This is a genomic window from Streptomyces davaonensis JCM 4913 (assembly GCF_000349325.1).
Taxonomy (GTDB): Bacteria; Actinomycetota; Actinomycetes; order Streptomycetales; family Streptomycetaceae; genus Streptomyces; species Streptomyces davaonensis.
Window position 1 is genome coordinate 2,465,882 of sequence record NC_020504.1, and the last position, 26,501, is coordinate 2,492,382.

Sequence of the window (26,501 nt, forward strand, 5' to 3'; positions counted from 1 at the left end):
TTCGGCGCGGCGACGGAAATTTCGTAAATGAGGCCTTTTGGCGTGCTATCACTGCTGGGCAGTTCACGCACCTCGGGAGGACTTAGCAGTGACCGATTCCCTGCATGTATCCGTGCGGACAGGCAAGCGACGCAGACGCAGCGGGTCCGTGGCCTTCAGGACGGCGGCCACGGCCGTCCTGCTCGGCTGCGGACTGCTCTCGGCCAGTGTGGCGGCGGCACAGGCACCGCCGCCCAGCCTGACCGGCAGCGGTTTCGAGATCGACACCGACGCCAACCTCGTCGTCGACGACCCCAACAGCCCCGACGACTGGGACAGCGTCGCCGAGATCCGGGTACCGGACAACGCGATCGGCAACGACGACACCTCGTTCGGCCAGGGGGCCAAGGAGGACACCGCGGTTCCGTCGGTCGTCGACGGCGGTATCCCGCCGAACAAGAGCGATCTGCGCTTCTTCGGCGTCTACCAGGAGGGCGCCAGCACCACCGGCTTCCTCAACATGTTCTGGAGCCGGGTCCAGGAGCCGACCGGCACCACGAACATGGACTTCGAGTTCAACCAGTCCGAGACGGTCAGCGCCAACGGCGTCACCCCGGTACGGACCGCCGGCGACGTGCTGATCACCTACGACCTGTCGCAGGGCGGCACCCGGCCGGTCATCTCGATCCGGACCTGGACGGGCAGCGCGTGGGGGCCCGCCACCAATCTGACCACCCCGCCGGTCAGGGCCGCCGCCTCGATCAACACCAGCGCCATCGCGGACGCGGACAGCGACGGGCTCGGCGCCCTGGACCCCCGCACCTTCGGTGAGGCGCAGATCAGCCTGGCCGCGGTTCTCGGTGGCAACGGCACCACCTGCAAGTCCTTCGCGTCGGCCTACCTCAAGAGCCGCGCCTCGGACTCCTTCACCTCCGCGCTGAAGGACTTCATCCCCCCGCAGAGCGTCGACATCTCCAACTGCGGCAGCGTGCAGATCAACAAGACGGACGACCAGGACGAAGAACTCGACGGAGCCGAGTTCACGCTCTACAAGGACAACGCCCCGCTCAACGGCACGCGTGGTGCCGAAGACACCATCACGACCTTCAAGTGCACGACCGTGAACGGCACCTGCACCATCGACGACGTCCCGCAGGGCGAGTACTGGGTGCACGAGACGGTCGTCCCGTCGGGCCACGACCCGGCCCCCGACCAGCACGTCACCGTCGTCGCCAACGAGACGCAGACGCTGAACTTCTCCGACCCCCGCCAGATGGGCGCGATCCGCGTCACCAAGGTCCGCAAGCACGCGGCCAGCGGTCCCGGTGACCACGCCCACGAGGGGATCACCTTCACGCTGAGCAACGGCGCCACCGCGACGACCGACGCCAACGGCCAGGCCTGCTTCAACAACCTCCCGTTCGGCAGCTACACGGTGACCGAGGGCGACCACGCGGGCTACGCGGACAACGCGCCCAAGAACGTCACCGTCGACACCAAGGCGAACTGCAATGACAACCCGTACAACGGCGAGACGGTCTCCTTCCGCAACACGCCGCTGACGGACCTCACGCTCACCGCCACCCCCCAGGTGACCGGCGCGACCCAGTCCACGTTCGCCTGCAACGGCAAGACGGCCACCAACGTGACACCCACGTCGGCGACCTTCCCGAACCTGCCGCCCGGTACCTACACCTGCACGGTGGTCATCGACCCGTGACCTGACCGTCCTCAGGGTGCCCCGGCCGGGCCTGTCCCGGCCGGGGCACCCGCACGTCAAGGCCCGTCTCGGTGCCGTCGTCCCAGGTCACATGCAGTTCCGTGCCCGTCACGACGACCGACACCAGCTCCGCCAGCGGGCGGGGATCCGGCTCCGCGGTGAGCCGGGCCAGGGCGACGAAGAGGGTGGCGTCCGCTCCGGTGACTCCGGTGAGCGCGTCGTCGAGGCCGACGACCGGCCGCAGTTCGGCCCGTACGCCGTCCGGCGCCGCCCACCCGGTCACCCGCACCGGCGTCCCCGCCTCCGCCCCCGCCACCAGATACGCCCGCACCTCCACCGCGCCGCGCACCAGCACCGCGCTCGTCACGCTCGCGCCCGAGGAAACCGTGTGCCGTGAGGCCGCCCAGCCGTCGCCCACGCCCAGGGGTTCGATGCCGGTACGGCTCGGGTCGCCGGCGATGAAGATGCTGTTGTCGCACGAGGGTGACGGGGAGGGCCCCGTCGCCGTGGAGTACGCGAGCCGCGAGTAGTACGGGTCGTAGTCGACATGCTCGCTGCCGTGGTTGTGGAGGCGGACCAGGCCGTCGGAAGTCGTGGACTGGAGGAGCCAGTTGGGCGGGGTGATGGGGTACGCCCAGTCCGGGCCGTCCTCCGCAGGGCTCGGTTCCTCCCGTGCCGTCCAGACCTCGTGCTCCGGTGGGAGGAGCAGGCCCAGGAAGCCCTTGCTGGCCCAGTACGGCGACGCCGGGCCCGAATAGTCCTGGAGCACCGCGGAGTTCGGGCCGTGCCAGCCCAGGGTGAGCAGGCCACGGTCGTCCACCGCGCCGCGCTCCAGGAAGTAGCGCAGGGCTCCGGACGCCAGGCGTCGGGTCTGGCCCGGGGGAAGGGGAGAGTGGCCAGTCAGGGCGCCCAGCCACAATGGGGCCGTGGTCGCGAAGCGGTACGTCAGGGAGCGGCCCTGGTGCATCGGGGCGCCGTCGGCGGCGAACAGGTGGGCGTAGTCCGTCAGATGGCGGGAGAGCCTGCCGCCGTACAGGTCCAGCAGCTCCGCATCCTCCGCCAGCCACGCGTGCAGCATCGGGTAGAGATGCATCGCCCAGCCGTTGTAGTAGTCGAACTTGCGGCCGTCGCCATCGGTGTACCAGCCGTCCCCCAGGTACCACTGCTCGATGCGTTCCAGGCCCCGGTCGATCGCCTTCGCCGACGCCTCCGGCTCATGGCCGATCGACTGGAGGAAGCCGCCCACCGTCACCGGGAACAACTCCCAGTTGCACGGCCAGGGTTCGGCCGTCAGCGCGTCAGCCAGCCACTGCGCCGCCCGCTGTTGCACGCCGTCGTCCAGGCGGTCCCACAGCAGGGGGCGCGTCAGGCGCAGGGCCAGGGCGACGGAGGCCGCCTCCACCAGGGGCTGGCTGCGGTGCTGGATCCGGGGCCAGGCGCCGGACGCACCTGCCGCCAGTCCGTCGGCGTAGCGCTCCAGCGCCGTCTCGTCCTTACGGAACGCGGCCAGCAGGAGCGTACGGGCGTAGCCCTCCAGGCCGTCGGAGAGGCGGCCGGAGAAGCTATGGCGGTCGCCGGGGAGGTGGTAGAGGGCGCGGTCGGGGGTGGCGTACGGCTCCACCGCGGCGAGCAGGGCGTCGGCGGCCGCCTCCCAGTGGGCGCGGGTGTAGCCGGTGGCCGGGCTCGGTCCACGGTCGTCAAGCGGCAGGTCCATCAGCGACAGTTCCTTCCGGCAGTGCAGTGGCCTGGGGCGCCCCGGTTCCGGTCGGGACGCCCCAGGAGTTCATCCCACCCGTACCAGGCCCTCCGGCACCAGACCCTGTGCGATTAGTTCGTCACGGACCAGTTCCGCGTACGCCGTCGCGCCGCGCACCGAGGTGTGGGTGCTGTCCCGTTTCTCGTTGTACAGGTACAGGGACTTGGAGCCCTCCACGCCGAGCGACTCGACCATCGCCTTCGTCCGGGCCGTCAGGTCGATCAGCGGGACCGACTTGTCGGCGGCGACCGAGCGGATGACCGCCGGGTGGTCCACGCCGAGGCCGTTGACCAGGAGCGCGGTGCCGTTGTTCAGGGTTCCGTCGGAGTTGAACCAGCGCCGCACGATCGGAGTGACGAGCACGGGCTCGCCGCCTCGCTCCCGCACCCCGGCCACCAGTGCCTCCAGGTTGGCGCGGTAGGTCGCCCCGTCCGTCGTCTTGTCGTTGTGGGCCAGCTGGATCAGTACGAGGTCACCTCGGCGGATCTGCGGCTGGACCGTGGCCCACAGTTGCGGGTTCGTGAGGTACGTGACCGTACTCTCGCCGGAGTCCGCGTAGTTGGCGACCGAGAGGCCCTTCCGCAGATACTGCGGCAGCTGCTGGCCCCAGCCGGTGTACGGGTCGCCCGGCTGGTCGCAGACCGTGGAGTCGCCGATCAGAAAGATCTGCCGGGCGTGCCGGGCGGGGGTCACCCGGATGTCGGCGAGCGCGGGCGCCGAGCCGCCGATCGTCAGGTCCAGGCCGGGAGTTCCGGCGGCGCCGGTCGGTTCGCCCTCGGGGGTGCGGACGTTCACGGTGAAGCTGCGGGCGACGCGCTCTCCGGCGGGAGTGGTCTTCTCGGGGAGCAGGGCGCGCCTCGTCTCGCCGGTCACGGACGTGCTCGACGCCGCGTCACCGCCCAGCAGCACCTTCACGTCGTACGTGCCGGGCGGGACGTCGAAGTGGCAGGCCTCGGCGGTGCAGTCGGCGAGGCCCCCGGCCGGTCCGGCGGCTGCCTGCGCGGGTGCGGCGCTCAAACCCGCGCCCAGCGTCACCGCCACCAGCACCCCGATAGTGAAACGTCTCACTCGCGCCTCCTCCGTCACGGCGACCAGTCCTGGCGCTGGACCGTACCGCTCTCCACAAGCGCTTTCTAGACCCTGGCCTGAATTCGCAGGTTCACCAACATCCAAGCGGCGAAAGCCCTTTCGCGAAATCGAGTCAACTGTCAACCTCGGTCACACCCGCACCCCCCACACCTCCCGAAGGAGGCACCCATGACTCCCCCCACCCCCATGCCCGCTCCCGGACCGGTCGGCCGCCGCGCCTTCGTCCTCGGCGCCGCGGCAGCGGCGGGAACCGCGGCCCTGGCCGGCACGGCCTCCGCCGCCGCCTTCGGCTGGAGAGACGACGGCTCGAACTACGTCATCGACACCGGGGCCAACCTGGTCTTCAAGGTCCGCAAGTCCAACGGCGACCTGTCCTCGCTGGTCTACCGGGGCGTGGAGTGCCAGGGCTACGGCGGCATGAACTCGCACATCGAGTCCGGCCTCGGCTCCTCCACCGTCACCATCACCCAGTCCGGCCCGACGATCCTGGTCTCCGTCACCTACGGCACGCTGAGGCACTACTACGCGGCCCGCAGCGGCGAGAACAACATCTACGTGTGGACCAACAAGGCCGACACGTCCGTGTCGGCGACCCGCTTCATCCTGCGCGTCAAGGCAGGGCTGTTCCTCAACGACGAGCCCGATTCCTACACTTACGCGCCCACCGCCATCGAGGCCTCCGACGTCTTCGCGAAGTCCGACGGCCAGACCCGCTCCAAGCACTACTCCAAGCTGCGGGTGATGGACTACGACTACGTCGGCTGGTCGGCCGGCGGTGTCGGGCTGTGGATCGTGCGCAGCAATCACGAGAAGGCCTCCGGCGGGCCCTTCTACCGCTCCCTCCTGCGCCACCAGAGCGCGGACGGCGGCGGCCTGTACGAGATCCTGTACTACGGACAGAACCAGACCGAGGCCCAGCGCTTCGGCCTCCAGGGCCCGTACGTCATCGCCCTCACCGACGGCGGCGCGCCCTCCTCCGCCCTCTTCCCGGGCACCCTCACCACCTCCTGGGCGGACTCGCTCGGCCTGTCGGGCTACGTCGGCGCGAGCGGCCGGGGCCGGGTCGCCGGGGTCGGCATCAGCGGGCGGAACACGGCGTACGCCTATACGGTGGGCCTCGCCAACTCGGCTGCCCAGTACTGGGGTTCGGCGCGCGCCTCGGACGGCTGGTTCTCCATCTCCGGAGTGCTGCCGGGGACGTACACGCTGACCGTCTTCAAGGACGAACTCGCCGTGCACACCGGCTCGGTGACGGTCACTGCGGGTGCGGCGACCACCCTGAACACGATCGCGATCCCCTCCTCCAACGACCCCTCCAACGCGAGCGCGATCTGGCGGATCGGCGACTGGAACGGCACGCCCAGAGGGTTCAAGAACGCCGATCTGATGACGTACGCCCATCCCTCCGACGTCCGGGCCGCCGCCTGGACAGGAAATGTGGTGATCGGCAGCGGGAGCGAGACCACCGCCTTCCCCTGCTACCTCTGGAAGGACGTCAACAGCGGGATCGTCGTGTACTTCCGGCTCACCGCCGCGCAGGCCGCCGCCGCGCACACCCTGCGCATCGGCGTGACGACGGCCTACGCCAACGGCCGCCCGCAGGTCGTCGTCAACGACACCTGGACGTCCGCCATCCCCTCCCCGCCCACCCAGCCGAACACCCGGTCGCTGACCAACGGCTCCTATCGCGGCAACAACCACACCTTCACCTACAGCGTCCCGGCGTCCGCCTGGCTGACGGACACCGGCGCCTACAACACCCTGCGGATCAACGTGGTGAGCGGTTCGGGGACGACGTCCTACCTCAGCGCCGGCACCTCGATCGACGCGATCGACCTGCTGTCCTCCTGAGCCCGATCCCGGGACGGGTCAACTCCCGCGCGTCCACTGCTGGTTCGTGCCTCCGTTGCACGTGTACGTGATGATCGCGGCGGCGTTGGCGGTGGACGCGCCGTTCACGTCGAGGCACTCGCCGCTCGCGCGGGAGACGACGTTGACGTAGGAGCCGGTGGTGGTCACCGACCACTGCTGGCTCGTGGCCGAGGCGCTGCACTTCTCCTGGGTGACCGTGCTCGCGTTCTCCTGGACGCACAGGGAGCTGTGCCGCGTCATCAGCTGGTAGTAGCCGCCGCTGACCGGCTTGAACCAGTACTTCTGGTTGTTGCCGCCGTTGCAGTCGTACTGCTTGATCTGGGCGCCCTGCCACTGCGACTGGCTGGTCACATCGGCGCACTTGGCGGAGTGCCGGGCGATCAGCGTGTTGTACGTGGCGCTGGTGCCGCTGACCGCTCCGGTGGCCGTGTCGATCGTGACCTCCGGTGTCCAGGACATGGACATCGTGGTGGAGCTGGGGAAGGTCAGCGGCAGCCACACATAGCGGGAGTCGTTGACGGTGCCGCCGAAGGAGTTGCCCCAGCGGTCGCCGAGGTAGAGGTAGGAGGTGGCCGAACTCCCCTGCACGGGAAGGACGTACGCGGTCTGGGAGCCGTAGGTCGTGGAGTCGCCGATGTTGGTCATGGCGGTCCAGGGGCCGGCGAGGGAGGTCGCGGTGGCGTACTGCTGCTGGTTGGGGTTCCAGCCGGTGGCGCCCGAGGTGAGCATGAAGTAGACGCCGCCCCGCTTGAACAGCGCGGGTGCCTCGCGGTGGCCGCCGTGCCAGGGGTCGGCGACCAGGGCGGCGATGCCGGTGTAGTCGGCGGTCAGCCGGTAGATGTGCAGGTCGTAGTTCTCGCGGGCGGCCGAGACCATGTAGCCGGTGCCGTCGGTGTCGACGTAGACCGTGATGTCCCGGGACATGTGCTGGCCGAGCGGGCGGAAGCTGCCCTGCCAGGTGTAGTCGCCGTCCACGGTGTCGGAGACGGCGACCGCGGCGCGCGCCTCGCTGTAGTCGACGCCGTTCTCCTTGTGCATCCACATCACGAACTTGCCGGTGGCCGCGTTGTACATGACCTTGGGCCGCTCGATGTTGGCGGTGGCCAGCTCCGGATCGCCGGCCTCGGTCAGGACGTGGTTGCGGAACTCCCAGTTCTTCAGGTCGGTGGAGCGGTAGGCGTCGACGTACCGGAAGGTGTTGTCGGCGTTGCGGTTCTCGCCGAACCAGTAGTAGTAGGCGCCGACCTTGATGACTCCGCCGCCGTGCGCGTGCACGGGGTTGCCCGAAGTGTCCGTGAACTGGGTGCCGTTGGTGACGGTCTGGGGCGCCGCCTGTGCGGGCCCGGCGGTGACCAGGGCGCCGGCCAGCGCCAGGCAGAGGGCGAGCAGGATCGCGTACGCACGTCTCATCTCACGCACTCTCCTTGACGGTGTCGGCCACCGGGACGCCGAAGTCGGGCGTGCCGTCGGGGTTCCAGCCGAGGGTCTGGACACGGGTGTGCCGGTTGGGGTCGTTCAGCGGGTCGCCGACTATCTCCTTGTACGGGCGGGCGTGGTAGACGAGGACGTCGGTACGGCCGTCCTCGGCGACGGTGAAGCTGTTGTGGCCGGGGCCGTACTGCCGGGTGGTGTCGTTGCTGGTGAAGACCGGGGCCGGGGACTTGGTCCAGTTCGCCGGGTTCATCAGGTCGGCGTCGGCGTCGATGGTGAGCAGGCCCATGCAGTAGTGCCAGTCCGTGGCGCTGGCCGAGTACGACATGAACAGCCGTCCGTTGCGGGCGATGACCGAGGGCCCTTCGTTGACCTTGTAGCCGATGCACTCCCAGTCGAACTCCGGCGTGGACAGCCGGACTTGGGGGCCGGTCAGGGTCCACGGGTTGGCCATCCTCGACAGCCACAGCGCGGTGTTGTTGGCCATGCCGGGCTCGTGCTGCGCCCAGGCGAGATAGCGCGTGCCGCGGTGGGTGAAGGTGGTGGCGTCCAGGGAGAAGGTCTCCCACTGCGTCCTGAGCTGACCGCGCTCCACCCAAGTGCCCTTGAAGGGGTCGGGGTTGGCGTTCTCCAGCACCCAGATCCGGATGGCCCACACGTCCTCGGCGGGCGCCGCGGCGAAGTAGATGTACCACTTGCCGCCGATGCGGTGGATCTCCGGCGCCCAGATGTGGGCTCCCATGTTCCCGGTGGCGTGCTTGCGCCAGATGACGGACTCGGCGGCGGTGGCGAGGCCACCGAGGGTGCGGGAGCGGCGCAGGATGATGCGGTCGTACTCCGGCGCGGTGGCGGTGAAGTAGTAAGTGCCGTCGGAGTGGCGGTGGATGTGCGGGTCGGCACGGTTGAGGACGAGCGGATTCACGTACGCGGCTGCCTTCTCGGGGCTCGGGGCGGCACTGGCCACGGTGTGGGTCGCGGCGAGGGCGCCGGCGGCCACGGCGCCCTTCAGCATCAGCCGGCGACTCGGGATGTGGGGCAGGTCGTCGTCTTCGCGGCTCATTCGGACTGCCTCTCGGGGTGGGGGTGACCTCGGGACACTCACGGATCGTTCGAAATCCCGAACTATATCTGTCATTCCGAACGCCGAAAAGGTAAGGGTGTGTTACGGGGAGGTCAACGGGTCCGGCGGGACCAAACGCCCGCCGGACGGGCGGGCCGCCTCACTCGAACGGCCATCTGCGGGCGCAGAGCGGACGGACCGCGTGATCGGCTGGGAGCACCGTCAACCCCGACCACAAGAAGGTGAGTCCCTTGAGACCAGCCCCGTTCCGGGCCGCCCTGGTGTCCGTCGCCCTGGCGGCGGCCACCTTGGCCGGTGCCACGACGGCCCAGGCGGTTCCACCGCCGGAACACGACTGCACGTTCGAGGGTCTGCCCCTCAACGAGATCCTCGACATCCGGGAGAGGATCATCGGCCCGCCGCCCTGCCGCGAGGCGCTGGCCGGTGAGCGCTGGGTGCGGGTCGGCCCGAGCTGGGAGACGGCGACCGGACCGGGGGACGCCGTGTATCCGGACGGGTATGTCCCCGACGAGGAGGCTCCGAGCGAGGACTTCGCGGCGAAGTTCCGGGGCGCCCGCTACGTCGTGGACCGCGGCACCCGCCAGGAGCGGACCTACGTCTTCGGCCGGGAGGTGCTGCGCACCGGCTTCGTCGGGCCGAACGGCCGCCCGTTCTCCCTCCCCGCCTCGCCCGCCTTCGCCCCGCTCAGCGTCGGCGAACACACCGTGATCACCTTCCTCAGGCTGAGCGAGGAGCACTGCGACGGCCTCGACACGGACCCCGAGCAGAACTGCCTGCCCGAGGGTGAGTTCGCGTGGACCGGCGACACGCCGTTCGAGGTCTTCCCGCGCAGCGGCTGAGAACCGGGGACCAGGGGACCAGCTGAGGACCGGGGGCCGGATTTCTGTTATCGGCCCCCGCCCTCGCCCGTCCCCAAGACGTGCGCAGCCTCACCCACAAGACCGCGGCGGCCGCCGGAGCCCTGGCCGCCCTCATCGTCGCCACGCCCCCTTCACAGGCCGCGGGCGGCGTCCGTGACGTCACCGCCGACGTACTCGCCGACCGGGACGTGACCCTCACCGGGGACACCGTCGTCACCGTGCCGCGCGGCACGACGACATACGACGGCGTCCTCCGCGGCGAGGGCACCCTCACCGTGCGCGGCACGGGGACGCTGATCCTCACCAAGGACAGCGACTTCACGCTCCCGAAGGCCCGGCAGCGGCAGCAGGTGACCGTCCAGGGCGGCAACCACCCCTACGTCACCACGACCGAGCCCGACCCGCCCGCCGTCACGGTCGAGCGCGGCGCGACACTCCAGTACGGCGACGGCGGCACCACCGGCCTGATCGGCCATTTCCCTTACGGGACACCGGCGTTCCGGCTCAACCAGGACAACATCCGGGTCGACGGCACCCTCCGGCTGTCCCTGAGCAGCGCCTACAACCTCGGCACGATCAGCGGCTCCGGACTGATCACGCAGCCCCGGTTCCTGTGGGGCACCTGGGACCTGTCCGGCGCCCACGCCTTCTCCGGAGTGATCGACAACGGCACTCAGGTCAACGCCGGACGGCCGGAGTTCGCGACCGCGCTGCCGAACGTCCGCAAGGTCCTCAACCAGGGCACCTGGACCGTGGACACCCCGCTCGGGCAGACCGTCACCATGGGCATGGACTTCTACCAGCGCGAGTACGGCAGCGACATCAACATCCAGTCCCGGCCCGGCGGCAAGGTCGTCCTCACCGGCCAGTACAGCTGGTCCGACCTGGGCGGCGACACCGCTCCCTCGCTCAGCGACCCGTCCCTGAACTGGACGCCCGCACGCAAGAGCATCAACAAGCGGGGCACCAACATCAAGGGCGCCGACGTCCAGTGGGGCGACGGGACGACGGACCGCATCTTCATGCCGGGCACCGCCGAGACCGTCTACATCAACCTCCTGGCCGCACGCTCCCGTTCCCGGCTCACCTTCGCCTACGACGGCCCCGTCACCCTGGGCGCTCCCATCGGCGGCGGACGCTTCCACGACACCCTGTCCGCGCCGGGCGCCGGGGACGTCGTGATCAAGGGGACGAAGGGCAATGACGTCACCTTCGCGGCCGTGCAGTACTACGACGGCTCGACGACCGTCGAGAAGGGCGCCGTACTGCGGCTCGGCAGCGGCCGACCCGGCGGCGACGGCGGGCTCCACACCGGCGGCGCGCACTACCGCGTCGTCAACGACGGCTCGCTGGTCCTGCGCAACACCGCCCGCGCCCTCACCCTGTCCCGGATCAGCGGCTCCGGCTCGCTCGTGCAGTCCGGTGCGGCGCGCACGACGCTGACCGGCACGGCGGTGACGTACACGGGCCCGACGACGGTCCGCACCGGCACGCTCGCACTGCGGTCGGGGGCGACCCTCACCCGCAGCAGGGCCGTCCGGCTCACCTCCGAGGGCGCCCGGCTGGACGCCGGGACGGCCGGGCTGCGGGTGACGAAGACGCTCTCCGGCAAGGGGACGGTGCGGGGCGCCGTGACCAACGAGGGTGCGGTCGCCGGGAGTCTGACCGTCGAGGGCGACTACACACAGCGCGCGGACGGCCAACTCATCGCAGGAAAGGGGAGACTGAAGGTCACCGGCGCCGTCCGGCTGGCCGGAGACCTCGACCTGGTGTCCGTCGCGACCGGACCGGCGGTGCCCGAGATCACCGTACTGGAGCACTCGGGCCGGGCCCGCACGACCGGCGCCTTCGAGGGCCTGAAGGAGGGCTCCCGCGTCAAGCTCGGCGAGACCACCTACCGGATCAGCTACCACGGCGGCGACGGCAACGACGTCGTCCTGACCGCGCACTCCGCGACCGGCCCCGCCCCGAGCGCCGACCCACGTACGGCGGCGGGCGCCGACCCGGCCGACACCCGCACCGCGAGCGCGACGGGTGACGCCTTCGGCTGGTGGCCGTACGCTCTGGGGCTCGGGATGCTGGGCGGGCTGATGGTCCCGGCGACCCGGCGCGCCCGGGGCGGACGGGGACGGCGCACAGGTGGGCGGCACGCGGCTTAGGGCCTGCGGTTGGCCCGGCCTGCCCATTGCGGCCGAACTCAACGAATGATGAGATCTGTCTCATGACGGATCAGACGGATCAGAACGTCGTCGTGGACGACGAGGTCGAGGTGTTGGTCGTCGGCGGTGGGCCGGTCGGGCTCACCGCTCGTGCGTTGCTGGAGCGTTGGGGCGTCAGCGTCCTGCTGGTCGAGAAGTACCGCGAACTGTCCCCGTACCCGCGGTCCCGGCTGGTCAACGTGCGGTCGATGGAGATCATGCGCGGGCTGGAGCTGGACGAGAAGGTCGCGGGCACCTCCTTCCGCCCGGAGTTCGGCACCATCCGTTTCCGGGAGACCCTCGACAACCCCGACTACGCCAAGGCGGACTGGGTCGGGGCCAAGACGCCGATCCCCGAGAGCCCGGTGCTGAGCGCGATCACCACGCAGGACCGGCTCGAACCCCATCTGCTGGGCGCGGCCGCCTCGCCGGTGCGGTTCGGCTCCGAACTCGTCGACGTGACCGAGGAGTCCGACGGCGTCGTGGCCGGGATCCTCGACCATGTGCGGGGCGTCCGGACCCACGTCCGCGCCCGCTACGTGATCGCCGCCGACGGCGCGACCTCCACCGTCCGGCGCCTGCTGGACATCGGCACCGAGGGCCCCGGAGCCATCGCCAACCTCACCACCGTGGTGTTCGACGCCGACCTCGACCGCTGGTGCGCCGAGCACCCGGCCGGGGTCTACTTCCTCGCCCACGGTTCCCTCATCCCGCTGTACCCCGAGGGCGGTTGGGCCTGGATCGGCCCCGTCCCCGAGGCCACGGAGGACACCGACTGGCAGGCGTACGTCACCGGCCTGCTCGACACACCCGACGACGTGCCGGTGAACGTACTGCGCGTGCAGCACTGGGAGATGAAGGCGTTCGTCGCCGAACGCTTCGGGCACGGCAGGATCCTGCTGGCCGGCGACGCGGCACACGCCGTCCCCGTCACCGGCGGCCTGGGCATGAACGCCGGGATCGCCGACGTGCACAACCTGTGCTGGAAACTGGCGGGCGTGCTCCGGGGCTGGGCCGCGCCGGGCCTGCTGGACACCTACGAGCCGGAACGACGCCCCGTCGGCGAGCGGACACTGCGCCAAGCCGTCGCCAACGCCCAGCTGATGTTCCAGGTTCAGGCCCGGCGCCGGGACCAGCTGGGCTCCGGGGCGGCACCCTCGGAACAGATCGAACTGCCGTGGTCCGAGCGCTACTTCGCGCAGATTGGACTGATACTCGGTGTCGCCTACGACTCGGCCGCGGTGATCCCGGACGGCAGCGCCCCGCCCGAGCCGGAGGACCCGGGGACGGACTACCTCCCCACGGCGCGGCCCGGCCACCGCATGCCGCACTTCTGGCTGGGCCCGGACCGCTCCTCGCTCGACACCCTGGGCGAGTGGTTCACCCTGCTCACGCCGGACCCCGACGCCTGGGCAGGGCAGGCGGCCCCGCCCTGCCCGCTGCACGTCGAGCCGCTGCCCGCCGAGCACACCGACGCCTGCGGCCTCGGCCCGCGAGGAGCGGTGCTCATCCGCCCCGACGGCCATGTCGGCGCCCGCTGGCCCGACGGCCCGCCGGACGACCACGCGGTGAGCGAGGCCCTGGCGGTGATCACAGGCCACTGATCCCACATGCCGGACAGGCCGATCGCACCCTGGACGCCAGCGGCCGTCCGGCCCCCCTTGGACTAACGTCATGACATGACCACCGGCACCACCCTCGCCCAGGCCCTCGCAGCCGGTCCCGTCGTCCTCGACGGCGGGATGTCCAACCAACTGGAGTCCGCCGGGCACGACCTCGGCGACGAGCTGTGGTCGGCACGGCTGCTCGCCGAGCGGCCCGAGGCGATCACCGAGGCGCACCTCGCCTACTTCGAGGCCGGCGCGGACGTGGCGATCACCGCCAGTTACCAGGCCACCTTCGAGGGGTTCGCGGGGCGCGGGATCGGACGGGACCAGGCGGCCGAACTGCTCGCGCTGAGCGTGGAACTGGCCCGCGAGGCGGCCCGCCGGGCCAAGGCGGACCGCCCCTTGTGGGTGGCGGCGTCCGTCGGCCCGTACGGGGCGATGCTCGCCGACGGCTCCGAGTACCGCGGCCGCTACGGCCTCGGCGTCGACGAACTGGAGCGCTTCCACCGGCCCCGGCTGGAGGTGCTGGCGCAGGCGGCACCCGACGTCCTCGCGCTGGAGACCGTCCCGGACGCCGACGAGGCCCGGGCCCTGCTGCGCGCGGTGCGCGGACTCGGCGTCCCGGCCTGGCTGTCGTACTCCGTGTCCGGCGACCGCACTCGCGCGGGCCAGCCGCTTCAGGACGCCTTCGCGCTCGCCGCCGACGCGGACGAGATCATCGCGGTCGGCGTCAACTGCTGCGCGCCGGAGGATGTGGCCGGGGCGATCAGGACGGCGGCGCGGATCACCGGCAAGCCGGTCGTCGTCTACCCCAACAGCGGCGAGTCCTGGGACGCCGACTCCCGTACCTGGCACGGCGATTCCCGCTTCACTCCGGCACGGGTCCGCGCCTGGCACGACAGCGGGGCCCGGCTGATCGGCGGCTGCTGCCGGGTGGGGCCGGAGGTGATCTCGGGGATCTCGGGGGTGCTGCGGGGATAGGAGAAGGCGCCGGTTCAGTCGGCGCGCAAGACCTTCAGCCACCCCTCGGCGGCATCCGCGCCGAGCGCGGCGAAGTCCCGGTCACCGTCGGGCAGCCATGGCTGTGCCGGTTCGCCGTCAGGGTCGAGGCCGTGGAAGGAGAGTCGGCCCGCCCGTTCGGGGTCCCCGGCCTCCTCCCAGAGATGAGCGAGCGTGTACAGCGCCGAGAGCTCGCCCGCGTCGACCGCCCGTCGGAACAGGCGTTCCGCCTCGGCGACATCCCCGGTTGCCTTACGGAGGTGCGCGAGTGACACCAGCGCCGGTGCGTAGCCACCCGCTGTCGCGCGCTCGTAGCGGGTCACGGCCCCGGCGTGATCGCCGGAGTCCCACGCCCGCAGCGCCAGCCACGCCAGCACGTGCAGGTCACCCTCCTCGGCCGCCGTGAGCAGCAACGCCTCGCCCGCCCCGGGACCGTCGGTGGCCTCCGCATGGTCCGCGAGGACGGCGAGGCTCTGCTGCCGGACCGTGTTCTCCCAGTCGGACAGACGCACCGTATGAGAGGCACTGATCCCCCCGAGATCCGCGGCCTCCCGCGCCATGCGCAGACCCTCGGCAGGATCACTGCCGATGACGAGCTGGGCCATGATTCCCAAGGTGAAGTAGTCCCCCAGCTCGGCCGCTCGCCGGGCGGCGGCCACGACACCGGGCACGTCCTTGTCCGATGTCCATCGCAGCCGGGCCAGTTCGAAGGCACCCCCTGGGTCGCCGTCGGCCATGGCCCGGCGGAAGAGGTCCTCCGCCGCGCCATGGTCGCCGCCCAGCAACCGCCGACGCCCGAGAAAGGTCAGCGCCTGCGCCCAGCCCAGCTCGGCGGCAATCCGCGCGAGCCGCTCCACTTCGGCGTCGCTGTCATGCAGTTGCTCTTCCTCCGCCAGGGACAACAGCGCTCGGGGATGCCCGGTCGCCTCGATCTCCGGGACCAGCCGCCGAGCGGCCTCCGGTTCCTCGTCCTCCAGATACCAGTGCGCAAGACTGTTCAGCGCGTCCGCGTCCCCGGCGGCATGCCCCTTCCAGCAGAACTCGACCGCTTCCTCACGGCAGCCGCGGTCTCTGCGCAGGTACGCCCGCTCGGTCCAGGCCGAGGCGTCCCCCCGCTCCGCCGCCCGAGCGTAGAGGGCGTCAGCGACGGCGAAACGGCCCCGGAAATGCGCCGAGTTCGCCAGCTGAAGCAGATCCGAGGCGCTCCCCGCGAACCGCTCCGCCGCCGCCCAGAACGGCGCGCCGGGACAGACGTAGGACCGTGCCGTACGTCCGTGGTGGTCGAGATAGTCGGCGAGCCGCCGCACCCCCGGCCGTGCCCCCATCCCGCCCGCCGCGACGACGTCCCCGAGGGGAGCGACGACCCCCATGACCTTCGTCCGCGCATGCCGCAGCGCGTTGGCGAACCAGTCCGCCCCGGCGTCGGCGCGGACGGCCTCGCCGAGGTAGGCCGGGGCGGCCGACTCAAGGAGGGCGTCCGGGAGTTCGGGGCCGTGGCCGAGTCGACGCGCGTCCATCGCGGCGGTGATGACCGCCTGGCCGTAGCAGTCCGGCGCGCCGTCGGCGGACTCGTAGAAGGCGACCAGCTCGGGACCGGCCGCCAGCGTCTGGGTCAGGGCGCCTTCACGGCTGGTCATTCGGGCCGTGGCCACCGCACGGTCGCCGATCGCACGGACTTGGTCGCGCTCCTCGCGGGAGAAGGCGACGGGGACTCGGACATCCGTCGCCTGCCCGAGCAGGGCGCGGGCCTGCGCGTGCGGATCGCGGGCCTGGGCGTCCGGCCGGGCGGTGAGGGTCCGATGGTGCTGGTGCCACATGGTCATCAGCACCAGGAGCGGACCTGGCCGCTCCAGCAGCCTGCGCAGCCCGGCGGCGGCCGACGCTCCCCGTTCGCCCAGGAGACAGTCCTGTCCCTCGTCCAGCCAGAGCACGGTCCGCGGGCCCAGCGCGTCCGCCTCCAACAGCTTCAGCAGACTGTCCGGGTCCTTGGGGAAGGCCAGTTCCCACTCCGGCAGACAGGCACGCACCGCCTCGTACGCCGTCCGCGTCTTGCCGGTGCAGGACTCTCCCCGGACGAGCACGAAGGCGGCATCCGGCCCGGCCGCGATCCGCTCCAAGGACTCCCGCAGCCGCCGGTCGTGCTCACGCGGGACGTACTCCGGCAGGACGAAGCCGGTCTCGCCGGACGCACCCGAGATCGAGGGATGCACCCCGAGAGCACGCGGATGCCACTCACCCAAGGGCCTTGGCCGGTCCGGCAGTTCCGCGAGCCGCCGCTCCTCCAGCGCCCGTGCCGCCAGCCCGCCCCGGACCGCGGCCCCCGTCGCCCGGCCCCGCGCTCCGGCCAGGTCCGCATGGAGCCGACGCCACTCCTCCGCGTCCAGCAAGGCCCGCCATTCATCAGGGAGTTCACCCCGCAGCCGCACCGCTTCGGCGCGCAACACCGCGACCACGCACAGCAGTTGCTCCGGGTCCTGGGGCATCCGGCCGCCGCTCAGCCACTCCCGGACCGTCTCCCGGGACCGCACACCCGCCGCCCGCGCCAGCACGGCCAGACTCACCCGCTCGCCCAACTCCGCGCGCCGCAACTCCCCGAGCCGACGCAGCCGCGCGAAGAAGGCGGCCTCCTCGGCGCCTGCGTTCGTCACTCGCCCCCCGCTGTCCAGCCGTCCAGTGCGCACGACTGGACACCGGCGAGTCTAGGCGCACCACCAGGCGCGTCACCGAAACGGTGTCCAACCCTCCACGGACGGTCGCGGGACAGGGCGCCGGACAGGGAGCTTGGGCGCCAATTCCTCAGTTCGATCAAGGAGTTCCCATGACGACCAACGGGCTCAGTGCCGCCGCACGGCGCCCGGGATCCGGAGCCGCCGTACCACCGACCGGAGTTCCGTGCCGCGCAGGGGTGAACCGTCGGCCGGGGCCGATGCGGGTGCGGGTTCCTCGGGGGTGGGATCGGCGGCCCACAGGGCCAGTTCGCGGTCGCGGGGGCCGTACTCGGTGTGCGGCTCGCCCTCGCCGAAGATCCGCACCGGGTGGGTGTCGTCCCAGTGCTGCCAGCCGGGGTTCCCGTCCTCGGCGAACCGCACCCAGGCGCCGTGCATCGCCGCGGAGAGCTCGGGCGGGGCGCCCTCGCCGGCAAGTTTCGCGGATTCGCGGGCCTGTCCGGTGTCGAAGACGAAGCCCAGCTCCAGCGCGTGACAGGAGCCGAGGTCCGGCCGGTTGGACGGCCAGGCGAACTCGTAGACGTGGGTGGTGTCGGGGCGGGCGTCGGCCAGCCGGTGCAGCGGGATCCGCAGCAGGTGGTCGGTGACCATCTGGCCGACGATCTCGGCGGTGCCGGCCTCGGGGTGCAGCGTGCGATAGCCGCGGGCCACCTCGTGTCCGCAGCGGCAACGTGCCATGGCGCCGGCCAGCGCGACCGGCCCGAGCCGGTCGACCCGCTCCAGCAGCCCGCCCGGCACCAGCCACAGCCGGTACTCGTCGCGGGTCCACCCGGTCATCAGCTCGACCCCGCGGGCGGCCCCGCCCTCGACCAGCGCCCGGAGCGGATCGCCGGGCACGAGATCGCCGTCCTCGACGATCCCGAAGGCGGGCCCGCCGAGCACCGGGCTGCTCAGCCTGCCCACCTCGGCCTGGGTGCGCAGCAGCAGCTGCCGGTCCACCTCGGCGAAGGCCGCGGCGGTGGCGGGCACCTTCAGCCGGGTGGCCATACGGCGCACCATCCGCCGTACCTTGTCCCGCTCGGCGGTCTCCGGCGGCCCGCTCTGAAGAATGGCCCGTCGTACGAGCCCCTGCGCCTGCGGGGCGGCGAGCAGCGCGCCGATGCTGATGGCGCCGGCGGACTGCCCGAACAGCGTGATCCGCTCGGGGTCACCCCCGAAGGCGCCGATCGAGGCACGCACCCACTCCAGGGCGGCGAGTTGGTCCCGCAGCCCGGGGTTGGCGGGGGCGTCGGGAAACAGCCCGTACCCCTCGACGCCCAGCCGGTAGTTCACCGAGACGAGCACGATCCCGTCCCGGGCGAAATGCCGCCCGTCGTACACCGGCACACCGGAGGATCCGCGGGTCAGCGCACCCCCGTGCAGCCACACCATGACCGGCAGCCGCGCACCCGGGCCGGGCTCGGGCGTCCACACATTGAGGTTGAGACAGTCGTCCCCCGCCACCACCGGGTCGGACAGATACTGCGCGAAGGCTTCGGAGTACGGCGGTTTCGGCGCGGTGGGCCCGAAGGCACCGGCGTCCCGTACGCCCTCCCAGGGCTCGGGGGGCAGCGGCGGCCGGAACCGGCGGGGTCCGAAGGGGGGCGCCGCGTACGGGATGCCCCGGAAGACCGCGACATCCTGTTCGTATCTGCCACGCACAGCCCCGTAAGGGGTGCTGACCACGGGTTCCGTCCGGTTCGCCGCCATGCGCCCACCAGCCCTTCGCCACGCTCCTGCACCGTTCTCATCAGAGCATCACATCGCCCGGATGTATTCCGGTGCGGAACCGTCTGGCATTGACCACTGTTTTCCCCCGGATCTACGGTAGAAGGCGCTTTCTGAAACTGTTTCCATCAGCCTCCAGGAGAGCCATGCCGCCCAGGGCCGTACTCGCCATGGACCCCGTACACGTCCCCCGGCTGTTTCCCCCGGCCCTGCTGACCAGGCTGAGGCAGGCAGGTGAGATCGACCCCGAACTGGTCGTCACCGACTTCACCGCGCGACCGGCGGCGGCAGCCCTGTCCCGCGCGGAAGTCCTGATCACGGGCTGGGGCGCCCCCCACCTGGACGCCGACCTCCTGAGGGCGGCCCCTCGGCTGCACACGGTCCTGCACGCCGCGGGCTCGGTGCGCGACCTCATCGGCGAGGACGTGTGGCGACGCGGCATCACCGTCTCCAGCGCGGTCGCGGCCAACGCCCTGCCCGTCGCCGAGTACACGCTGGCCATGATTCTGCTGGCGGGCAAGGACACCTTCGCCCACCGCGACCGCTACCGCACGACCCACACCCTGCCCACGCACGCGGAGACCGCGAACACCGGCAACATGGGCCGGCGCATCGGCGTGATCGGCGCGTCCCGGGTGGGCCGACGCCTGCTGGACCTGCTGCGCCCCTTCGACTTCACGGTCTGCCTGTACGACCCCTACGTCACCTCCGCCGAGGCGGCAGCACTGGGAGCCGAACACCTCCCCCTGGAGGACCTGCTGCGCCGCAGCGACATCGTCACCCTGCACGCCCCCGACATCCCCGAGACCTACCGCATGCTCGACGCCCCCCGGCTGGCCCTGATGCGGGACGGCGCGGTCCTGATCAACACGTCCAGAGGAGCCCTGATCGATCCGGCGGCGCTGACCGCCGAACTGGTCTCGGGCCGCCTCACGGCCGTCCTCGATGTGACGGAGCCCGAGCCGCTGCCCCCGGACTCCCCTCTCTACCGCCTGCCCAACGTCCTGCTGACCCCGCACATCGCGGGTTCCCTGGGCAACGAGCTGGAGCGGCTGGGCCGTACGGTCGTGGAGGAACTGGAGCGCCTGACCACCGGCCGTCCCCCACTGCACGAGGTGCGGCACACGGACCTGACGCGGGTGGCATGACCGGCGGCCCGGCCGTGCCTGCGGAATACCGGCCCCTTCCCCACGCCGTGCCGCGAACCTAGGGTAGGAAGCGCTTACTATTTCGCGCTGGTAACTTTTCATGGCCCTCGGGCGGGCCGGAGAGGTGGTTCCCGATGGTCCGTACGGGGAGTGCGAACGTGGCGGCCGGGCCGACCCTGGCGGTCGTCGCCCGGGAGGCGGGGGTGTCGGTGCCGACGGCCTCCAAGGTCGTCAACGGGCGCGAGGACGTGGCGCCCGAGACCCGGCGACGCGTCACCGAGGCGCTGGACCGGCTCGGTTATGTCCGCAGACCGCGCTTCGACGCCTTCCGGACGCCCGGTCTGATCGACCTGGTGGTGGACTCGCTGGACACCTCCTGGTCCGGCACGGTCCTGCACGGGGTGGAGGCCGCGGCGCATGACGCCGGTCTCGAGGTGGTCGTCTCGGCCGGGCTGCCCCGGGCGACGAGCGGCCGTCCGGAGCGCGGCTGGCAGGACAAGCTGACGGCGCGCGGCTCCGCCGGGGTGCTGTTCCATCTGCCCGACCTCACCGCCGCCCAGTACGGCTGGCTGGAGCAGCACCGCATTCCGTTCGTGATGATCGACCCGCTGCTGGAACCGCCGCCGGGGGTGGTGTCGGTGGGCGCGGCGAACTGGCAGGGCGGGGTCACGGCGACCGAGCGGCTGCTGGCGCTCGGCCATCAGCGGATCGCCGTGGTCGCCGGTCAGCAGCGCACGATGGCCGGTGACGCCCGGGTGGCCGGCTACCGTTCGGCGCTCGCCTCGGCGGGCCTGCGGCACCGGCCGGAGTACCTCCGGCACACCGGCTCCGATCACCGGCTCGCCCACCGCCGCACCCTGGAGCTGCTGGATCTGCCCGAGCCCCCGACAGCGCTCTTCGTCTGCTCGGACCGCATGGCGCACGGGGTCTACTCGGCCCTGGCCGAACGGGAGTTGAGCGTCCCGGACGACATCAGCGTCGTGGGCTTCGACGATCTGCCCGAATCCCGCTGGATCACTCCGGCGCTCACCACCGTCCGCCAGCCCCTGTCGGAGATGGCGGCGACAGCCCTGCGGCTGCTGGTGCGCACGATGGACGGGGACCGCCCGGAGAGCACCCGCACGGAGCTGTCGACACGGCTGGTGGAGCGGGCGAGCACGACAGCGCCGCGGATGTCGTGGTCCACAAGTCCTGGCTAGACGCTCAGGGTTCAAGCCCTGCCGCCCAGGCGATCCCGCCCCGGAGGTGAGCGCGGAAGCGGGGGTCGTCGTAAGCCTCGACCGTGTGACCGAGGGCGGTGTAGAAAACGCGCCCGGCGCCCTGTTCACGGCACCAGGCGAGAGGGTGGTCCGCCCCCATGCCGCCGCCCTCGTACGACGACTCGTCGGCGCACATCAACACCCGTACGGCGACAGCGGTCCGCGGGTTGGTGGTGAAGTCGTACCACTCGTCCGTGAAGTCCCAGGCGGACGGCAGATGGCGGGTCGCCGGATGGCCGGGGTCCTCGATCAGGGCACGGCCCGGCTGGAGGCGCGGGTGGCGGGCGAAGCGGGCGCCCAACAGCTCGCCGTAGTAAGGCCATTCGTACTCGGTGCAGGCCGCCGCGTGCACCCCGGCGAAGCCGCCGCCCGCCTCGACGTACCCGGCCAGCCGCTCCCGTCCGGCCGGGGTCAGCACCTCACCGCTGGTGGAGAGGAACACGACGGCGCCGTACGCCTCCAAAGGCTCGCTGAACGCGCCCGGATCATCGGTGTGGTCGACCTCGAACTCCCCGAGTGCGCGCAGACAGTCGACGCCGGCCGGGATGGAGTCGTGCCGGTAGTCGGTCGTACGGGTGTATACGAGCACACGTGGTGGACCCATCGGACGAGCCTAGCCCCTGGGCGCCAACGGGCCTCGCGGTTGGGTCGGTTCGCCTTCCGCTCCCCGTGGGCCCCACGACAATGCGTGCATGACGGATGACTGGCGGCAACGCATCGACGCGCTCCAGGAGGAGCTGATCCGCCGAGACGACCCGGCCGCCTGGGTACGGGAGGCCGACGCGGTGGACGCGTCGCTGCGCTATCCCCATCTCGCCCTGCGTGGACCGGTGTTCGGGGTGGCCGTGCAGGACCCGGCCGCCGGACCGTGGTGGCGGCTGCTGAAGCCGGTGGTGGATCCCATGCCGCAGGTGGCCCGGGACAGCCTGAACTCCCATCTGTGGTTCGCGGCGAAGGACGGCCCCGACGATCCGGCCGTACGGCGTGAACTGCTGGCGGCGGTCGCGGTGCTGGACGAGGAGCCGGTGAACGAGGTGACGGCGTGCGGGGTCCGCTACCGGGTGGTGCGCGCCGACGAGTTCGCGCGCGGTGACGGCGAGTACCTGGAGCCGCCGAGGCCCACGGACCCGCAGCCGACCGCACCCTCCTGGGAGCGGCCCCGCCGGTATCCGCCCGGCCCGGACGTCGGCTTCGTCCTGGACCCGGGGCACGACGAGGGCCCGATGGCCGGGGCCACCCGGCTGGGGCTGCGGGACTTCTGCTACGTCGGCGCCCGCGTCCCCGACCAGGTGCGCGCCGATTCCGAACGGGCCGTCGACTCCCACCCGGACATCGTGCTGCTGCCGGTCTCCTTCGGCGTCGTCGAGCGCGGCCCGGGCGGCTGGGAGCCCTCCGGCGGGCTCGCGGCGACCCCGCACGAGGCCCGGCGTCAGCTGTACGACGGGATGGCCGAGGTGTGGGCCGTGCTGTACCGCTACGACGACGCGACGCGGGCGGTGTACGCGACGGCGGCCGAGGAGTTCCGGGCGCTCGGCCGCGCCGACGAGGTGTCGGTGGCGGACCGCCACTTCCGGCTGTGCCGGGTGGAGCGCATGCTCCGTATGAGCCCGGACGGCCCCGAGCCCGCGCGCCCCTCGGACCGTGACGAGTACGGGCCCATACGGCTGCATCCGGCGATGGACGAGAACGGCAAGATCGCCGAGGAGTGAGGGCGGCTCAGCCAGTGGCGTTCTGCTCGTTGTCCGGCGCCCCGTCACCGGCCGGGGGCAGATCGCCCCGCTCCACACCGCCGCCGCTCGCGCCGCCTTCCGCAGCGGCGGCCGGGAGCAAGTCGTCCAACTCGGCTTCCGACGGGCGGTGTACGGCCTGGGCGGCCTCGCGGAGCACGTCCTCGGGGATTCCGTCGCCCTTGACCCGGACCACATGGCCCTTCTTCGGTATGGCGTACTCCTGGCCGCCGTGCCAGGCGTCACCGTCACGCTCGCAGGTGGTGCTGGTCTCCTCGGCGCAGATGGCGGCGGTCATCGTGCCGCGGTCGACTGAGAGTTGGAGCTGGGCACCGTTCTCCTGGGACACGTACACGGCGCCGAAACCGTCCGCGCCGATCACGCCCACGGATTGCTGGGCGAGAGTGAAGCCGGGCGCCTCGGTTACGTAGACGTGTTCCGGTGCGATGCCCAACGCCGAGGCCCGGGAGGCGAGTTCGGCCGGGTCGGCGGCCGTGTCGGCGGACTTCTCGGAGCCGCAGGCGGTGAGCAGGAGGGAGGAGAGAAGCAGTGTGGTCAGGACACCCCGTTGATGGATCATGCCCCTCATCCTGCCGCACACCTGTTCCATCGGGACCGGGAATCCGCATAGCCTCGGCGTCGATGAACACCATTCCCGCACTGTTGGACCACCTCGTCCTCGCCACCCCCGATCTGGCCGCGACGGTCGCCGACTTCACCCGGCGCACCGGTGTGAAGCCCGCTCCCGGCGGTGCCCATGTCGGCCTGGGCACGCGGAACCACCTGGTGGGCCTGGGCGGCGTCAGCTATCTGGAGATCATCGGCCCCGACCCGGAGCAGTGCGAGCCGGGCGCCCCGGGCCCCTTCGGCGTGGACGCCCTGACCGGTCCGCGCACGATCACCTGGGCGATCAGCCCGCCCGACCTGGACGCGGCGATCGCCGAGGCCCGCGCCCACGGCTACGACCCGGGCCCGGCGCGCCCGATGAGCCGTCGCCGCCCCGACGGCACCCTCCTGCGGTGGCGGCTGACCGACGGCGCCACCGCCCATCCGTCCGGTCTGGTGCCGTTCCTGATCGACTGGAGCGAGTCGGTGCATCCGACGGCCTCGGGTCTGCCGACGGTGCCGTTGCTGTCGATGTCCGCGAGCTCCCCCGCGCCGGAGGAGATCCGGCCCCTGCTCGCCCTACTGGGCACGGGACTCGAACTCACCGAAGGCCCGGCCGGGATCACGTTCACGCTGGACTCCCCGAACGGGCCCGTGACCTTCCACTGAGCCCGCCCCGCCATGTCCGTTTCCTTCAAGACCCACCGCCCGGCCACTGCCTACGGTGGCCGCATGACTCCACGTATCGACGCCATCGGGCTGGTGGTCTCCGACATGGCCGCCGCCGTCACCTTCTACCGCCGCCTCGGCTTCGCCTTCCCCGAGGGTGCCGAGACCGAGCCGCACGCCGAGGCTCCGCTGCCCGGCGGCCTGCGGCTGATGCTGGACACCGAGGAGATGGTCCGCTCCCTCACCCCCGGCTGGCAGCCACCCTCCGGCACCCGGCACTCGCTGGCCCTGCGGTGCGACGACCCGGCCGAGGTGGACACCGTCTACGAGGAACTCGTCGGCGCCGGCTACCACGGTGAGCACAAGCCGTGGGACGCCTTCTGGGGCCAGCGGTACGCGGTCGTGCACGACCCGGACGGCCACGGCGTCGACCTGTTCGCTCCGCTAGGAGCGGCCGAGTAGCACCCCCAGCGGCACCCCGGCCAACTCCTTGACGTCCCGGGCCAGATGGGCCTGGTCGGCGAATCCGGTGCGCGCCGCCGCCTCGGCGAACGGCACCTCGGTGCGGGCCAGTTCGAGCGCGCGCCCGAAGCGCAGGATGCGGGCCAGCGTCTTGGGTCCGTAGCCGAAGGCGTCCAGGGCGCGCCGGTGCAACTGGCGTGCGCCGACCCCGAGTTCATCGGCGGTCGCGGCGACGGGCCGCCCGGCGTCGAGGGCCGCCACAAGCCGTCGTACGAGTGGCTCGGGTGCCTCGGCGCGTTCCAGGACCACCTCTTCGAGCGCGGTCGGGAGGTCGGCGGCGCCCGCGATCCGGCCGTGCAGCCGTCGTACCTCCGCGGCGGGCCAGAGGTCGGCGAGGTCGACGCGCCGGTCGCGCAGTTCGTGCGCGGGCACGCCCAGGAAGGCGGGCGCACCGCCGGGGCGGAAGCGCAGCCCGTACCAGGCGCCACCCTCCTCCCCTGTGAGGTGGGCCCGGGTGTCGGCCCCCGCGACGATCAGCCGCCCCTCGTGCCAGAGCAGGTCCATGCAGCCGTCGGGCAGGACCCGTCCGCCGCCCCCGGTCGGGGTGTTCGTCCAGACGACGGCGCCGGAAAGCTTGGACGGCCGTTCCCGGTACATGGCTACGCCCCCCGCACCCGATGCTCCTGCGGGCTCACCCCGTACACCCGCTTGAAGGCGCTGGACAGGGCGAACGCGCTGCCGTAGCCGACCCGGCGGGCGATCGCGTCGAGGGTGTCGCCGGTGTCCCGGAGCGCGTCCGCAGCCAGGGCCAGCCGCCAGCCGGTGAGGTAGGTCATCGGCGGTTCGCCGACCAGCTCGGTGAACCGGCGGGCGAGCGCGGCCCGGGACACGCCCGCCTTGGCCGCCAGCGACGCCACCGTCCAGGGGTGCCCCGGGTCGTCCTGCACCAGCCGCAGCACCCGGCCGACCACCGGGTCCGCCATCGCCTTGTACCAGGCGGGGGCCGCCGCCTCGGGCCGGGAGAACCAGGCCCGCAGCGCGGCGATGACCAGCAGGTCGAGCAGCCGGTCCAGGACCACCTCCTGGCCGGGTTCGTCGCGGACGACCTCCTCCATCAGATACGGCGTGAGCGGGCAGTCCCACACCTCCGCGGTGAGCGAGAGCAGCGGCGGCAGGGCGTCCAGCAGCCGTCCGCTGACCTCGCCCTGCCACAGATAGGTGCCGATCAGCATCACGGTCGACCCGTCGAGCCGGTCGCCCCAGGTGCGCACCCCGAGGTCCATGGAGCCGTTGAGGGGGCGGCCGTCGGGGTAGTGGCACTCGGCGCCGGGCAGGATCACGGCCTGCGGCGCCGTGGCGGGGTCGTCGGCGCAGGTGTACGGGTCGGGGCCGCGGGCGATGGCGAGGTCGCCGGGGCCTAGCCGCACCCGCTCTCCCGTGTCCGGCGTGATCCACGCCTCGCCGCGCACCATGAGCATGACGGTCAGCGGGGCGCGGTCCTCGATCCGCACGGCCCAGGGCGGCTCGAAGCACGCGCGGATCATGAAGGCGCCACGCGCGCGTGGTCCGTCGAGGAGACCTGCAAGGGCGTCCATGGCGCCAGCG

The 26,501-nt window shown here is 71.8% G+C and carries 21 protein-coding genes; 11 read left to right on the top strand and 10 right to left on the bottom strand.

The window, feature by feature from the left end:
* Positions 1 to 148: 148 nt before the first annotated feature.
* A complete protein-coding gene (locus BN159_RS10675) occupies positions 149 to 1,699 on the top strand; it encodes an MSCRAMM family protein (protein WP_041819065.1) in 1,551 nt (516 codons plus the stop codon).
* On the opposite strand, the gene BN159_RS10680 is transcribed toward BN159_RS10675, so the two are convergent.
* Together BN159_RS10680 and BN159_RS10685 are read right to left on the bottom strand one after the other, a co-directional pair.
* Complete coding sequence (locus tag BN159_RS10680) at positions 1,686 to 3,413, bottom strand: DUF2264 domain-containing protein (RefSeq protein WP_015656970.1); 1,728 nt, start codon at positions 3,411 to 3,413, stop codon at positions 1,686 to 1,688. The genes BN159_RS10675 and BN159_RS10680 overlap by 14 nt on opposite strands.
* 69 nt (positions 3,414 to 3,482) lie before the next feature.
* Complete coding sequence (locus BN159_RS10685; protein WP_041819067.1) at positions 3,483 to 4,523, bottom strand: rhamnogalacturonan acetylesterase; 1,041 nt, start codon at positions 4,521 to 4,523, stop codon at positions 3,483 to 3,485.
* Between the two features lie 189 nt (positions 4,524 to 4,712).
* Here BN159_RS10685 and BN159_RS10690 point away from each other — a divergent pair, with 189 nt between their 5' ends.
* Positions 4,713 to 6,395 carry a rhamnogalacturonan lyase B N-terminal domain-containing protein gene (locus tag BN159_RS10690; protein WP_015656972.1) on the top strand — a complete coding sequence of 561 codons (1,683 nt, stop codon included), beginning with the start codon at positions 4,713 to 4,715 and terminating at the stop codon, positions 6,393 to 6,395.
* Positions 6,396 to 6,413: 18 nt separating this feature from the next.
* On the opposite strand, the gene BN159_RS10695 is transcribed toward BN159_RS10690, so the two are convergent.
* Both BN159_RS10695 and BN159_RS10700 read right to left on the bottom strand, forming a co-directional pair.
* Positions 6,414 to 7,826 (bottom strand): RICIN domain-containing protein, encoded by a 1,413-nt coding sequence (locus BN159_RS10695; RefSeq protein ID WP_015656973.1) that lies wholly within the window; start codon positions 7,824 to 7,826, stop codon positions 6,414 to 6,416.
* A 1-nt stretch (position 7,827) separates the two neighbouring features.
* Positions 7,828 to 8,907: a glycoside hydrolase family 43 protein gene (locus tag BN159_RS10700; protein ID WP_015656974.1), complete on the bottom strand. Its 1,080-nt coding sequence runs from the start codon at positions 8,905 to 8,907 to the stop codon at positions 7,828 to 7,830.
* 251 nt (positions 8,908 to 9,158) lie between these two features.
* On the opposite strand from BN159_RS10700, the gene BN159_RS10705 reads away from it, so the two are divergent.
* From BN159_RS10705 to mmuM, 4 genes are all read left to right on the top strand, one after another.
* On the top strand, positions 9,159 to 9,767 hold the full coding sequence (locus BN159_RS10705) for a hypothetical protein (RefSeq protein ID WP_015656975.1): 609 nt from the start codon (positions 9,159 to 9,161) through the stop codon (positions 9,765 to 9,767).
* 80 nt (positions 9,768 to 9,847) lie between these two features.
* Positions 9,848 to 11,947 carry an autotransporter-associated beta strand repeat-containing protein gene (locus tag BN159_RS10710; protein WP_015656976.1) on the top strand — a complete coding sequence of 700 codons (2,100 nt, stop codon included), beginning with the start codon at positions 9,848 to 9,850 and terminating at the stop codon, positions 11,945 to 11,947.
* A 62-nt stretch (positions 11,948 to 12,009) separates the two neighbouring features.
* The gene (locus tag BN159_RS10715) at positions 12,010 to 13,590 is read left to right on the top strand and encodes an FAD-dependent monooxygenase (RefSeq protein WP_015656977.1); all 1,581 of its coding nucleotides are present in this window, start codon (positions 12,010 to 12,012) and stop codon (positions 13,588 to 13,590) included.
* A 75-nt stretch (positions 13,591 to 13,665) separates the two neighbouring features.
* Positions 13,666 to 14,574 carry a homocysteine S-methyltransferase gene (mmuM, locus tag BN159_RS10720; protein WP_015656978.1) on the top strand — a complete coding sequence of 303 codons (909 nt, stop codon included), beginning with the start codon at positions 13,666 to 13,668 and terminating at the stop codon, positions 14,572 to 14,574.
* Between the two features lie 14 nt (positions 14,575 to 14,588).
* On the opposite strand, the gene BN159_RS10725 is transcribed toward mmuM, so the two are convergent.
* Positions 14,589 to 17,240: a hypothetical protein gene (locus tag BN159_RS10725; protein ID WP_015656979.1), complete on the bottom strand. Its 2,652-nt coding sequence runs from the start codon at positions 17,238 to 17,240 to the stop codon at positions 14,589 to 14,591.
* A 186-nt stretch (positions 17,241 to 17,426) separates the two neighbouring features.
* Entirely contained in the window at positions 17,427 to 19,007 is a 1,581-nt protein-coding gene (locus tag BN159_RS10730; protein ID WP_015656980.1) for a carboxylesterase/lipase family protein, read from the bottom strand.
* A 164-nt stretch (positions 19,008 to 19,171) separates the two neighbouring features.
* Between BN159_RS10730 and BN159_RS10735 the strand changes: the two genes are divergently transcribed.
* Entirely contained in the window at positions 19,172 to 20,173 is a 1,002-nt protein-coding gene (locus BN159_RS10735; protein WP_015656981.1) for a hydroxyacid dehydrogenase, read from the top strand.
* Between the two features lie 134 nt (positions 20,174 to 20,307).
* A complete protein-coding gene (locus BN159_RS10740) occupies positions 20,308 to 21,372 on the top strand; it encodes a LacI family DNA-binding transcriptional regulator (RefSeq protein ID WP_015656982.1) in 1,065 nt (354 codons plus the stop codon).
* A gap of 4 nt (positions 21,373 to 21,376) precedes the next feature.
* Here the strand turns inward: BN159_RS10740 and BN159_RS10745 are convergent, their stop codons facing one another.
* On the bottom strand, positions 21,377 to 22,036 hold the full coding sequence (locus BN159_RS10745) for a ThuA domain-containing protein (protein WP_015656983.1): 660 nt from the start codon (positions 22,034 to 22,036) through the stop codon (positions 21,377 to 21,379).
* Positions 22,037 to 22,124: 88 nt separating this feature from the next.
* On the opposite strand from BN159_RS10745, the gene BN159_RS10750 reads away from it, so the two are divergent.
* Positions 22,125 to 23,141 (top strand): DUF5954 family protein, encoded by a 1,017-nt coding sequence (locus BN159_RS10750; protein ID WP_015656984.1) that lies wholly within the window; start codon positions 22,125 to 22,127, stop codon positions 23,139 to 23,141.
* A gap of 7 nt (positions 23,142 to 23,148) precedes the next feature.
* On the opposite strand, the gene BN159_RS10755 is transcribed toward BN159_RS10750, so the two are convergent.
* Positions 23,149 to 23,739, bottom strand: a complete 591-nt coding sequence (locus BN159_RS10755; protein WP_015656985.1) for a hypothetical protein — start codon at positions 23,737 to 23,739, stop codon at positions 23,149 to 23,151.
* Positions 23,740 to 23,801: 62 nt separating this feature from the next.
* Here BN159_RS10755 and BN159_RS10760 point away from each other — a divergent pair, with 62 nt between their 5' ends.
* Positions 23,802 to 24,434 carry a VOC family protein gene (locus BN159_RS10760; protein ID WP_015656986.1) on the top strand — a complete coding sequence of 211 codons (633 nt, stop codon included), beginning with the start codon at positions 23,802 to 23,804 and terminating at the stop codon, positions 24,432 to 24,434.
* 63 nt (positions 24,435 to 24,497) lie between these two features.
* Positions 24,498 to 24,896, top strand: a complete 399-nt coding sequence (locus BN159_RS10765; protein WP_106435882.1) for a VOC family protein — start codon at positions 24,498 to 24,500, stop codon at positions 24,894 to 24,896.
* On the opposite strand, the gene BN159_RS10770 is transcribed toward BN159_RS10765, so the two are convergent.
* Both BN159_RS10770 and BN159_RS10775 read right to left on the bottom strand, forming a co-directional pair.
* A complete protein-coding gene (locus BN159_RS10770; protein WP_015656988.1) occupies positions 24,879 to 25,553 on the bottom strand; it encodes a helix-turn-helix domain-containing protein in 675 nt (224 codons plus the stop codon). The two genes, BN159_RS10765 and BN159_RS10770, sit on opposite strands and share 18 nt — an antisense overlap.
* Positions 25,554 to 25,555: 2 nt before the next feature.
* Positions 25,556 to 26,491 carry an AraC family transcriptional regulator gene (locus tag BN159_RS10775; protein ID WP_041819073.1) on the bottom strand — a complete coding sequence of 312 codons (936 nt, stop codon included), beginning with the start codon at positions 26,489 to 26,491 and terminating at the stop codon, positions 25,556 to 25,558.
* Between the last annotated feature and the right edge of the window lie 10 nt (positions 26,492 to 26,501).